We start from the raw sequence: 12,608 nt of genomic DNA on the forward strand, positions 1-12,608 counted from the left end.
TTAAGAGAAAATAAATAATCTAAGATCTTTTCCAATAAGTCTGCTGCAGTATCTGTATCTGGCATGAAAATCACTCCCAACTATTGTAACGTTATGTTAGCGTTTACTTAAACGCTTATAAGTTAGTATAATAGTAAATTTAAACTTATACAAATTTTTTATATAAAAATTACTTAATATTTGTGATTATATAGACAATTTGACATATTATATAATTATAATTTTCATTCAATATATAACTTATATATATAGTAATAGCCACTTATTTCAGAACTCTGTCTAAAACAAGTGGCTACTATAATATACTTTAAAATGATTTAAAGCACTTTAGATATTCATGAATTGCAAGTTAATTACATTGTGCTTGTATCGATAACAAAGCGATATTTAACATCAGATGCTAAAACTCTTTCATAAGCTTCATCTATTTGATCAGCTGAAATCATTTCAATTTGAGGCTTGATATTATGTTCAGAGCAGAAGTCTAACATCTCTTGTGTTTCACGTATACCTCCTATAGCTGATCCAGCAAATGATCTACGGTGACCAATTAAATTTGCAACTCTTAATGAGATTGGTTCCGCTGGTGCCCCAACGTTAACAATGGTACCGTCTAATGTAAGCAATTTAAGATAATCATCTAATTGCAAGTTTGCACTTACTGTATTGATAATTAAGTCAAAAGTTTTTGGCAGTTGCTCAAATGTAGATTCATCACTTGTTGCATAGTAATGTGTTGCACCTAATTTTAAACCATCTTCTTTTTTATTTAACGTTTGTGATAATACAGTAACTTCTGCGCCCATAGCATTTGCAATTTGAACAGCCATGTGTCCTAAACCGCCCATACCGATGATTGCTACTTTTTTACCTTCACTTGCTTTCCAATGATTTAAAGGTGAATAAGTAGTAATACCCGCACAAAGTAATGGAGCTGCAGCATCTAAACCGATATTATCAGGAATACGTAATACAAAATCTTCATGTACGACAATATGTGTTGAATAACCGCCTTGTGTCGGTTCACCATATCTATCCGTACCTGCGTATGTGCCAACCATTCCGTTTAGACAATATTGTTCTTCGCCGTTTTGACAATTTTCGCATTCGCCACAAGAATCAACCATGCAGCCAACACCAACACGATCATCTACTTCATACTTACTCACTTCTGACCCAATTTCTTTAACAATACCTGCAATTTCATGACCTGGCACTAGTGGATAGTGAACTGGCCCCCACTCACCATGTGCAGTATGAATATCAGAATGACATATACCTGCGTATTTAATCTCAATTAATACATCATGTGTATCAAGATCACGTCTTTTAATTTCTGTAGCATGAAAATTCGAATCCGGACCGTTAACCGCTCTAGCTTTAGCATTAACCATAAAATTATTCCTCCAGTACTTATCCTATTTGAAGACTTTCCAACTTCTTCACCTAATATCATAGCGCTTAGAGTTAACTCTAGTCTAAAAAACAGCCTATACATAAAGAAGTAATGATCAAACGTTTATAACGAGCACAATTTAAATATAGACATGAACTTTTCAATACAGATCTCTTCATTTAAGATGTTTTAGGATTCATGCCATATTTATTTTCATCCTTATGACCCTCAGTGCAACAAATCACTATCACAATAATAGAAATCACTAAGTACAATAAACTTCCAGCGATTAATACTAAAGAACTTCCGACAGAAAAATTCATTTGAGGATTTATTAGTGTTATTATACTTCCGGTTAGCAGAAATACTAAAGGAGTTAAGTGTATAATCAATGGTAGCAACATAGACATCCCGATATCGTGTAGACGTCTAACCATTACGGTGAATGTAGCAATAATAGTTGCTATATTAAATACCCAATATATAATTTCAGCTAGGGTTTGAGGCACAGGTAAAACATCGTTTAATATAGATGCAATTACAGATATAATAACTGTCATAAGGAATGGGTACCAATACGCTTTGCGCCTTGATCTACCTTTTATGTTCAAAGCGTTAACCCAAAATAATTTGTAATAATGTAGCATATAATAACTCCTTTAAAAAATTCAAACCAGATATATACTAACAAAAATATTTCTATTTAGGTTGTAAAAATTAAATATCCAACTTATATTACTTGGCTCGATTCTTTAATGTCTTTATTACTTTCATTTTTCTGAAGATATTTACTCTTTATATTTTGCTTCAACAAAATTGCTTCTTTTCTCGCTATTTTGGAATAATATTTATTCGAAAAATACATTTGGAATATTAAAAACAACGAGTTTACAGCCCAATATAAACCTAAAGCTGAAGCGGATGTAAGTGTAATATATATGATAAATATCGGGGAAATAATTGCCATCATATACCCCATAAATCGTTGTTCTTGTGGCATATTTTCTAAATTAATTAATGGTTGTACGATATATAAAACACCTGCGATGATTGTAATCCAAATATCAGGTTGCGTTAAATTAAACCAAAGAAAATTAGCGTGCTCTGTTAATCCACCACTCGTAGGCCATTTTAATGCTACATATAAACCAAATAGTACCGGCATTTGAACAAGCAAAGGAAGGCATCCTAGCATTGTTTTCATTGGGTTCATTCCATATTCTTTATATTTATCCATCATTGCTTGATTGGCGGCTATTTTATCTTCTTGTGTAGATGCATTTTTCACTTTTTTCTGTATTTCATTTATTTCAGGTTTTACTATTTCCATTTTTTTACGCATAAAATGCCCATTTTTAGATTGCGCTAGCATAAATGGCAACATAATAATCCTAACAATCAATACTATTACAATAATTGCTAATCCATAGTTATTATCAAACACAGAACCTAGCCAATGCAAGAGATGATCCATTGGTTGCGCAAAAATATTATAAAAAAAGCCACTTTTATTTTGCGGCTTTGAATAATCACAACCAGATAAAAATACAATTACTGTCATAATGAGGAATCTATATTTTCGAAACAATTACTCTCTCCCCTTTTTTAAATAGATTTGTTTAATTTTAGTTACAATGTTCCCAAATCCTTCTATATTATTAAAAGATGAGTGATTTAAAATACTTGAATAAAGCATTTCTAGCATATTTTCATAATTAACTGGCAACCTTTGGCCAAATGGAAGTTGTTTAAACCATTCGTTAATATTATTGAAAAATTCATCTGTATGATAACTAAAATCGCTTATTAAATAGTCAAATGACCGACAAAATTTTTCTAGGTTTTCTATAGTTTTTAATGGAGATTTATCAGAATAATACTGAGCAAATTGATAATAAATAGTAATTGTTAAATATGGGTATAAATAATCAATATTAAAAGCTTTGTTTAAGTGATAAATTCTATGCTCTAGATTTTCTATCGATAAAGTATGTAAATCATAAGTTAAACGATGCGTAAAATTTTGTAAATATAACATTAAAGATTGATACATATCTGTCTGAATAACACTATCTGCCTTACTTTTTTCTCCATTCAAAATATATGCTTGAGCTAACATAAAACTTTGTCCTAGTTTCATATCATGGTCTGGAACATTATTAATAATATCAGTATATTTACCATCATATATTTGAAAGACTAGTTTATAGCCTTTAGCGTGCTTTTTCACCTCTTCTATGTCACAATTTTTTTCGATTAGATGAATCATTTTATAAGCTAGTTCTATCGTTTCATTTTTTTGCTGCTCATTTTGACAATAGGATATATGATTCATCAAAAGTCCTAATAGTGAACTAAGTAATGTAAATTCATTACAATGACTACTATAATAATCTCTCACAGTCGATAAATATTTATCATAGCTTGTAAGATTAACCATCTTAGATAATGAGATTGAGATTTTCTTAATTTCTTTATCTGTCATAGTAATGCTGAAATTAAGCAAGTCATCAACGGAAATATTGAAAACTTTTGCTAATTTAGGAAGCATCGTAATATCGGGATATAGTGTTGCGTTTTCCCATTTAGAAATACTAGTCTTTGTCGTATTAAGATGCTCAGCTAATGTTTCTTGTGTCATTCCACATCTTATTCGTTCCTGTTTGATTTTTTTAGATATTTGAATCATTAATAACACCTCTTATATTTAATCTTACTAGAAAGTTTAAGTATGGTGTATTGCTTATATAGCATCTTTTAGAAATTAAGTTTCCATTATAGAAACAAAAAACACATGAAAAAAGTAGAAAGAAAATCATATTACTCAAATATGATTCCCATTCTACTCTCTAAAACAATCAAATAATTAATCTGCACTTACTAAATAACGAAAAGAATTTCAGTTTAGATTCATAGTTTTAACCCATCTATTTCCAAATTATTTTTTTAATTTTGCTTTTTTAAAGCCTTTTATAATCAGTGGATAGAACAATGCTAAAATTGTCATTAATAATAATACAATACTTATCGGTGACCCTATAAATATATCTAATATATTATTATTACTTACTATTAAACTTTTACGAAAGTTTTGTTCCATATCTGACCCAATTATCGAAGCTAAGATTAAAGGCGCGATTGGGAAATCTAATAACTTCATTACTAAGCCAATAACACCGAAGATAATTAAAATATAAAAATCAATTACGCTATAACCTAATGTATATGTACCGATAAATGCAAGCACTAAAATAATTGGATATAGCACTTTAGGTGGTGTACGTAAAATCTTTAATAGTAAGCCGATTAAAGCAATGTTTAATATAACTAAAAAAATATTACCGATAAACATACTATTAACAAGAGTCCATATTGTTTCAGGTTCATTTTCAAATAATAATGGTCCTGGCTGTAAGCCTAACATCACCACAGCACCTAATATAACAGCTGTAGTTCCCGATCCCGGTACCCCCATTGTTAATAATGGAATCAAAGCCCCGACCGATGCAGCGTTATTAGAAGATTCAGGCGCAGCCACGCCTTCTATTTGACCCTTTCCGAAATTTTTACCGTTTTTAGATATTTGCTTTTCTGTCGAATAACTTAGCATTGCCGCAATAGATCCTCCCGCTCCAGGTAATACACCGATTAGGAAGCCAATTGGACTTTGCCTAAACATCGCTCCACGTGTTTTTTTCCAATCTTCTTTTGATAATTTCATTGATCCCACGTCATTTTTTGGCGGCTTTAATGCATGTAGGTTCAAGTAATTGTACAGAACCTCTGCTACTGCATATACTCCTATTATAACTACTAAGAAATCTATTCCTTCACTTAAATGTGGGATATCAAAAGTGAAACGATAAATACTTGTCTGTAAGTCCACACCTACAGTACTAATAATCAGTCCAATACTTGTTGCAATAAATCCTTTGACCATCTTCCCTGATGACAAAGTAACAATAGCTGAAAGTGTAAATAAAAATAATAAAAAATATTCTTGCGGACCAAATTTCAAAGCAAAATTTGACAATGGTTTTGCTAGAACTATAAAACCAATAACTGCTGTAATGCCACCAATTAATGAAGCTATAGCTGAAATTGTAAGTGCCTTACCCGCTTCACCTTTTTTAGTCATCGGGTAACCATCAAATGTAGCTGCAATTGCTGATCCATCACCTGGAGTATTTAATAATATAGAGCTTCTAGAACCTCCATACATAGCGCCATAATAAATTGAGACCATCAAAATTAATGCACTTACTGGTTCCATACCAAAAGTAACTGGTATAAGTACTGCTACTGCAGTAGCGGGCCCTAATCCAGGCAACATCCCTACAACCGTACCAAGAAAACCACCGATGAGTACCCATAAAAGGTTCATCGGATGAAATGCTGTCGTTAACCCTTCCAAAAAACTACCTGTATCAATCCCCATTCGTATAACCCTCCTTAAGGTAAACTAACATCTAATAATTGCGAAAAGGTATACCATGCAATACCGGAAAAAATTACTGTTACTAAAATATTTTGTAACCATCTTTTATATCCATTAATCAAGAACATAATACAACCTAAAAATAGAATGGTTGAAATTAAAAAACCAAAGGGTTCAAAAATAAAAGCATATATTATCGCTAAAATGATAGTCAGTACAATACGTATAAACGTACGTTTTTCAAGTAATTGTGAAAAAGCTGTAAATTTTTGATGACGCTTTTTGAATTCTTGAAAAAAGTAAATAATACTCATTACAACAAGCAATAGGCCGATTAATAATGGAAAATACATAGGACTATTAGGATCACCAATATTAGATTTCGGTATATTGATAGTTAGCACTAAATAAATCACACCAAATAATATTAATACTAATGGAAAAACAAGTCGTGACATTTATACTCCCCCTTATTTTAGACCTGAGTCATTTACTAGTTCGTTATATTTCTTACGTTGCGCTTTCAAGAATTTTTCACTTTCTTCACTATCTTTATAGAATTTTTCCCAATCATTGTTTTTTCTTATTTCTTGCCACCTTTTTGACTTAACTACTTTCTCCATTGTAGTATCCCAATACTCTCGTTGCTCAGGTGTCATATCTTTAGGACCCATGACGCCACGCCAATGTGGAAATACTACATCAATACCTTGATCTTCCCAGGTAGGTACATCTTCAATACCTTCAATTGGTTTATCAGAAGTTACAGCCAACATTTTTAATTTACCAGTTTGATGCTGTTCTTTAACCTCAGAAACAGCTGTTGAAGCTACATCTACATGTCCACCTAATAGAGCAGTTTGTAAATCTCCTCCACTTTTATAAACAAGAAAATCAATATTTTCTACATCAACACCATATTCTTTTGCCGCTTGAACAAATGCTAAATGATCATTATTTCCCAATCCCGGTGCAACCCCAATCGTTAAAGATTTAGGATCTTTCTTCAATTTTTCCATAACTTCTTTACCAGAATTTAAATTCGACTTATTAGATGCTGTTAGACTAATCCATTCTGTTGCTAAAATAGCAATAGGCGTAAAATCATCAGTATTTAAATCACTTAATCCTAATTCATTATTAGATAATAATAAACTTGAATTAATAGAAATCGTATTAGGTGAACGTGATTTTAAATATTGCCAACCTACTTCACCGCCACCTCCAGGTTTATTAATAACATTAATATTTTGTTTAGTTAAATTTTCCTCCAGTATGATTTTTTGGATAGCACGCGCTGTCGTATCCCAACCTCCACCTGGAGAAGCCGGAGCAACAATTTCTACTGTTTCATCTGGAAATTGGTTTTTTGATGCGTTTGATTCATTGCTTTTGCCACATGAAGCAAGCACAGTTGAACAAACAATGACTAAAGCTAACCATTTTTTCATAATACCCCTCCCTCTGTAAGCGATTACAAACTAGCTTTTATGTTATCAGAAAATTCTGAATAAGTGAACATTATTTTTATTAAAATTTTATATTATCTATTAATAAATTATTAATAAAAATAAAAACACGACAAGTTTATAAACTTATCGTGCTTTTAGACAATATTTATTTTGAAACGATTAAGACACTTCTTTTATTTATTATAGGTTAAAAACGTAATTTCATCATGAGTATTTAATCTAAATAATCTCTCCTGATTTCACAGATAACAAAGTATTTTTTAACGGATAAGACTGGCTCATTTCCTATATTTAACGATAAATTTTACTACCTTTTGAAACAAATTCTTCTGACTTTTGCTTCAATCCTTCTGATTTTAAATCTTTATGTTTTCTCAAATCATGGGAGATTCGCATCGAACAGAATTTAGGTCCACACATACTACAAAAATGGGCAACTTTTGCTGCCTCAGCCGGTAAAGTCTCATCATGAAATGAACGCGCCTTGTCTGGGTCTAACGATAGATTAAATTGATCATACCATCTGAATTCAAATCGCGCTCTACTAATTTCATTGTCTCTGCGTTGCGCCCCTTTCATTCCTTTGGCCAAATCAGCTGCATGTGCAGCAATCTTATACGTAACAACGCCCTCTCTTACATCATCTTTATTAGGCAGCCCTAGATGTTCCTTAGGTGTAACATAACAAAGCATTGCCGTGCCATGACTAGCAATTTGTGCGGCACCAATCGCTGACGTAATATGGTCATAGGCTGGTGCAATATCAGTTGTCAATGGCCCCAATGTATAGAATGGCGCTTCTTGGCAATGGAAATCAGCGAGGTCTTGATTTTCCTTTATCTTGTTCATCGGTACATGACCTGGACCTTCAATCATTACTTGCACATCGTGCTCCCATGCTATTACAGTTAATTCGCCCAGTGTTTTTAATTCTAGTATTTGACTCTCATCATTTGCATCGTAGATTGAGCCAGGTCTTAATCCATCACCAAGAGAAATTGCAATGTCATAGCGACTCATAATTTCACAAATCTCTTCAAAATGTGTATATAAAAAACTTTCTTCATGGTGAGCTAAACACCACTGTGCCATGATTGATCCACCCCTCGAGACAATACCTGTTAATCTATCAACTGTTGTAGGTACATATCTCAATAACACGCCAGCATGTATAGTAAAATAATCGACACCTTGTTCTGCTTGTTCAATCAGTGTGTCTCGATAAACTTCCCAAGTCAAATCTTTAGCAGAACCATCTACCTTTTCAAGTGCTTGATAGATAGGTACTGTGCCAACTGGGACAGGCGAATTTCTCAAAAGATATTCTCTCGTAGCATGAATATTTTTACCTGTAGATAAATCCATGATAGTATCAGCGCCCCAATGAATGCCCCAGACTAATTTTTCTATCTCGGCTTCTATGGAAGAACTAACTGCTGAGTTTCCTATATTGGCATTTACTTTCACCTGAAAATTTTTACCAATGATCATCGGCTCTGACTCAGGATGATTTACATTATTGGGAATAATCGCTCTTCCGCGCGCAATTTCAGAACGTACATACTCAGGCGATGTATCTTCTCTCATAGCTACAAATTTCATTTCTTTCGTGATCATCCCCTGTTTCGCATAATACATTTGAGTAACATTCCTACCTGTTTCTGCTTTCCTTGGTTGATATTTAAACGGTGTCTCGACAAATTTTTTATGATTATCTGACTTAAACCCATTATCTAATGATACTATGCTTCTTCCTTCATATGGCAATGTATCATTTCTTTCTTTTATCCATGTCATTCGCATTTTCGGTATACCTTTTTGAACGTCAATCTTATAATCATCGTCGTGGTACGGGCCTGCAGTATCATAGACTAACACTGGATCATTATCAGTTGTTCCTTCTTCTGTTATGGTCGGAGAAAGTTGTATCTCTCTAAACGGCACTCGAATATCTGGATCTTCTCCACTAATCCATATTCTTTGACTTGATGGAAATTGTTTTTTTAATTCAATTTTTTCTTGTTCCAAATAAAAAAACTCCTTAGCATTTTATTATTGCTAGGAGACCTGGTAGAAAATCACATATTTAGTGAAGCGACAGTAAATAAAAGCCCAACAAACAGACTTTCCATATGTACTGTACTTTTCTGCTTCCCTACGCTGGTACTAACCAGATCAGGTTCAAAGGGTTGAGAACAATGCCTCTTTCAGCTTACAAGCACCCCTAGCAATTCTTATTAAATTCTTGCTTAAACTTAACACTAATAAAGAATAATTACAAATAAATTTCCAATTTTATATAAACGTGAAAAAATTGAATAACCTTTGTAACTACTCGACTCACAAGTTTGTTGAATTAATCATTCGTGATTTTAATTTAAAAACTTAATATTACATTTATAGAAAATATGGCTGTAGTAAGAAAAAGGTTATCTATAATATGAAACAGTAAAATTAGAATATAAGTCCCTTTTGCATTCCTCTTTTCCCTACAATTCTAATAATCCTCATTATTTAGACATTATTTTATTTTGAAACGATTAAGGAACTTCTTTTTTTAATAGGCTTCTTTTAAAATAATTAAATAATCTTTTTCAGTTATTGGTCTGACATTACTTGGTGTTGAATTATTTTGTTTAGCTAGATTAGCCATTTGTTCAAAATGTTCTGTTTTAACGTATCCTAAATCTTTCAACGATGGGATTCCTAAGTCGTTTGTTAATGTATATAACCCTTTAATCAACTTTTCAATTGCTATTTCATCAGTGTCACTCTGCTTTGCAAACTGCATGATTTTACTAATTTCAGCATGAAGTGGCTTATTTTCAACAGCATTAAATTTTACTACATGGGGTAAAAATATTGCGTTCGCAACGCCATGCGGTGTGTCATATAAGCTACTTAATGCTTCTGATAAGCAATGGACGCTTGCAACATCAGCAGATCCAAAGCATAGGCCTGCTAAGAGACTGCCTTCTTGCATTTTATACCGGGCATCTAGATTTTTTCCGTCTTGATATACTTTCGGTAGGTAGTCAACGATAATAGACATCGCACTTTTTCCCACTGCTTGTGAGATTGGGTTTGTCACAGTGCATGTATAACCTTCAATTGCATGAACTAATGCATCTACTCCAGTTGCTGCAGTTATAGATTTTGGCACACTTAAGGTAAGTTCGGGATCAAGAACAGCAATTGTTGGTCTAAGTAAAGGGCTTTTAAGTGTAATTTTCGTATGTGATTCTTCTAATGTAATTACTGAAGACCGTGTTACTTCAGAACCTGTCCCAGCAGTTGTTGGAACACAAATGACAGGCGATATATTGGCATAGTTTCTCTCACCATTATTATATTCTTCAGGTGAACCTCCATTTGGACCAAGTAAGGCAATAGCTTTGGCGGTATCCATTGGACTACCGCCTCCTACCGCAATAACAGCTGATGCGTTTGTTGATTGATAAAGTGATGCACCTTTTAAACACTCTGTATCTCTTGGATTGGGAGATATTTCATTATAAGATATCACTTTATAACCTGAATTTTTCAAATTCATTTCTATTGGGTCAACTAATCCTGCATCTTTAATACCAGAATCCGTTACCACCATTACAGTCTCACCTATATTTATATACTCCGAGATGATTTCTGGTAAATCCTTTGATTTACCAGGGCCCATTATTATTTTTGTATCACAATGATATTCGTAATTCATATAATACCTCCTAATAAATTGGTGAATTTCCTTGTAACTCTATCCTATTATTACAAGGGGATATTTGATAACTTCATAATCATAGTTAGTCTCTATATACTTTAGGTACAATATCTATACTGCATTCGTTGTATTAAGTCTATATATTTTTATTTATAGAAAATTATGACAATTCAATAATAAATCATTATGAATTTAAATGATATATCATTAAGAGAATTTTTATTAATCTATAGATATAAAGAAAAATAATGTATTAAATACTTATCGAACTCTTAGCCAGAATGGAGAATTATAATGAGACAAAAATTGACAATATTCAATATAATAGCAATTATAATATTTATCGTTACATTGTTTTCAAGTATTACACTCGTAACTAAATTTATTGTGTTTAGTGTGATTTTCGTTTTTCTAGTAATTAATGCTGTAATATATTATTTGCTGACAAGGCAACCTCAAGTATAATACATTTTCATACCTTTATATAAAATCAAATCATGCTTCTTTATTAAAAATAATCATTATTGCGACACATTTTATTTTGAAACGATTAAAAGACTCCCTTTGAAAGGAAGTCTCTTTTAATATGTAAATCATGCTGAAATAGTATTGCTTATAATGTTAAATTCTTTATTTAAAGTATCTATTTCAGCCTTAACACCATATGGAATTACACACTTAGGCTCATTATGACCAAAACTTGCATTAAAAATTATTGGTGTTTCAGCTATACTTCATTCCTTTATTTTGCTCATAAAAAATTTATATGACTACTTCTTTTAAAAAATTGAAAATGCCATTCTTCTCTTAAAATTCCCACTTATATAGCATCATAAAATTCATCTTCAACTAGGCGCCCTTTACGTATACGTGACTCTCCTATCACTCCAGTTTTATTTGCTAATCTATTAAAAATTGTAAAACACTATTCTCCTACTAGTAACTTAGCGTCTTGACAACTCCCTCCAGAACCATATCTATTAACTTTTATGTTCCCAGGCTTAATCAATAAATATAAAATATACAATGAAACGCCCCCTGCAATAACCACACCAAAAATACCAGCAATAAATGTAGAACCTAATAGACCAAATTCTTCAAACTTAATAGTCGCAAATATAATACCCAACACAAATATAATTGTTGCGGCTTTAGTGATGAAACCACTAATATAGTATAGTATCGCAAAAACCATTGAACGATTCGAGTCATGCAGGCGTCTAGTCATGACAGTAAAGTATGGTATAAGCGTTATAATCGCAAATATACTACTTAAAGTACCTACAGAAAATATCCCTAAAAGAGAAGTGATTAAAAAATTAATCCAAAATGGGTGCCAAAATTCAGAACGAGTGGATCGCCCATGAATGTCTAAGCAACGTTTCCAAAAATTAAAATAACTGCTAATAAAATTTGACGATTTATTCATATATCCTCCTAGACTATAAAATATATTAAAAAAAATATATGATTTAAATAATAGTTATATTTTTTGAATAAGTAAACAGAAAATAATTTAATTATCGGTGCTAAGGCCATATAAGTAATGTTATAACGATGATAATTTAGAGCCTAACTTAATTGAAC

At 32.2% G+C, this 12,608-nt stretch carries 11 protein-coding genes and 1 riboswitch; all 11 genes read right to left on the bottom strand.

Annotated elements, in window-relative coordinates; all coding sequences use genetic code 11:
- Window positions 1-353: 353 nt before the first annotated feature.
- Window positions 354-1,394 (bottom strand): NAD(P)-dependent alcohol dehydrogenase, encoded by a 1,041-nt coding sequence (locus D9V42_RS07780; RefSeq protein WP_107555711.1) that lies wholly within the window; start codon window positions 1,392-1,394, stop codon window positions 354-356.
- 181 nt (window positions 1,395-1,575) lie between these two features.
- Complete coding sequence (locus tag D9V42_RS07785; protein ID WP_107555710.1) at window positions 1,576-2,043, bottom strand: DUF805 domain-containing protein; 468 nt, start codon at window positions 2,041-2,043, stop codon at window positions 1,576-1,578.
- A gap of 83 nt (window positions 2,044-2,126) precedes the next feature.
- Complete coding sequence (gene yidC, locus D9V42_RS07790; RefSeq protein ID WP_122064371.1) at window positions 2,127-2,957, bottom strand: membrane protein insertase YidC; 831 nt, start codon at window positions 2,955-2,957, stop codon at window positions 2,127-2,129.
- 27 nt (window positions 2,958-2,984) lie between these two features.
- Window positions 2,985-4,085, bottom strand: coding sequence for a helix-turn-helix domain-containing protein (locus D9V42_RS07795; RefSeq protein ID WP_122064282.1), 1,101 nt, complete (start codon window positions 4,083-4,085; stop codon window positions 2,985-2,987).
- Between the two features lie 249 nt (window positions 4,086-4,334).
- On the bottom strand, window positions 4,335-5,834 hold the full coding sequence (locus tag D9V42_RS07800; protein WP_208639073.1) for a tripartite tricarboxylate transporter permease: 1,500 nt from the start codon (window positions 5,832-5,834) through the stop codon (window positions 4,335-4,337).
- Between the two features lie 14 nt (window positions 5,835-5,848).
- Complete coding sequence (locus D9V42_RS07805) at window positions 5,849-6,292, bottom strand: tripartite tricarboxylate transporter TctB family protein (protein ID WP_017723402.1); 444 nt, start codon at window positions 6,290-6,292, stop codon at window positions 5,849-5,851.
- 12 nt (window positions 6,293-6,304) lie between these two features.
- The gene (locus tag D9V42_RS07810) at window positions 6,305-7,285 is read right to left on the bottom strand and encodes a tripartite tricarboxylate transporter substrate binding protein (protein ID WP_122064284.1); all 981 of its coding nucleotides are present in this window, start codon (window positions 7,283-7,285) and stop codon (window positions 6,305-6,307) included.
- A gap of 312 nt (window positions 7,286-7,597) precedes the next feature.
- Entirely contained in the window at window positions 7,598-9,334 is a 1,737-nt protein-coding gene (gene thiC / locus D9V42_RS07815; protein WP_107556387.1) for a phosphomethylpyrimidine synthase ThiC, read from the bottom strand.
- Window positions 9,335-9,441: 107 nt separating this feature from the next.
- A riboswitch (TPP riboswitch) is annotated at window positions 9,442-9,542 on the bottom strand.
- A gap of 321 nt (window positions 9,543-9,863) precedes the next feature.
- On the bottom strand, window positions 9,864-11,018 hold the full coding sequence (locus D9V42_RS07820) for an iron-containing alcohol dehydrogenase (RefSeq protein WP_122064286.1): 1,155 nt from the start codon (window positions 11,016-11,018) through the stop codon (window positions 9,864-9,866).
- Between the two features lie 596 nt (window positions 11,019-11,614).
- Window positions 11,615-11,752 (bottom strand): hypothetical protein, encoded by a 138-nt coding sequence (locus tag D9V42_RS15565; protein ID WP_158593185.1) that lies wholly within the window; start codon window positions 11,750-11,752, stop codon window positions 11,615-11,617.
- A gap of 194 nt (window positions 11,753-11,946) precedes the next feature.
- The gene (locus tag D9V42_RS07830) at window positions 11,947-12,450 is read right to left on the bottom strand and encodes a DUF805 domain-containing protein (RefSeq protein ID WP_122064287.1); all 504 of its coding nucleotides are present in this window, start codon (window positions 12,448-12,450) and stop codon (window positions 11,947-11,949) included.
- Between the last annotated feature and the right edge of the window lie 158 nt (window positions 12,451-12,608).

Source organism: Staphylococcus pseudoxylosus (assembly GCF_003697915.1).
Taxonomy (GTDB): domain Bacteria; phylum Bacillota; class Bacilli; order Staphylococcales; family Staphylococcaceae; genus Staphylococcus; species Staphylococcus pseudoxylosus.

Bases quoted from the DNA above. Each gene is read 5' to 3' on its own strand.
- yidC (WP_122064371.1), bottom strand. From the start codon at position 2,957: ATGACAGTAATTGTATTTTTATCTGGTTGTGATTATTCAAAGCCGCAA.
- D9V42_RS07830 (WP_122064287.1), bottom strand. From the start codon at position 12,450: ATGAATAAATCGTCAAATTTTATTAGCAGTTATTTTAATTTTTGGAAA.
- D9V42_RS07805 (WP_017723402.1), bottom strand. From the start codon at position 6,292: ATGTCACGACTTGTTTTTCCATTAGTATTAATATTATTTGGTGTGATT.
- D9V42_RS07800 (WP_208639073.1), bottom strand. From the start codon at position 5,834: ATGGGGATTGATACAGGTAGTTTTTTGGAAGGGTTAACGACAGCATTT.
- D9V42_RS07820 (WP_122064286.1), bottom strand. From the start codon at position 11,018: ATGAATTACGAATATCATTGTGATACAAAAATAATAATGGGCCCTGGT.
- D9V42_RS07780 (WP_107555711.1), bottom strand. From the start codon at position 1,394: ATGGTTAATGCTAAAGCTAGAGCGGTTAACGGTCCGGATTCGAATTTT.
- D9V42_RS07810 (WP_122064284.1), bottom strand. From the start codon at position 7,285: ATGAAAAAATGGTTAGCTTTAGTCATTGTTTGTTCAACTGTGCTTGCT.
- D9V42_RS07785 (WP_107555710.1), bottom strand. From the start codon at position 2,043: ATGCTACATTATTACAAATTATTTTGGGTTAACGCTTTGAACATAAAA.
- D9V42_RS07795 (WP_122064282.1), bottom strand. From the start codon at position 4,085: ATGATTCAAATATCTAAAAAAATCAAACAGGAACGAATAAGATGTGGA.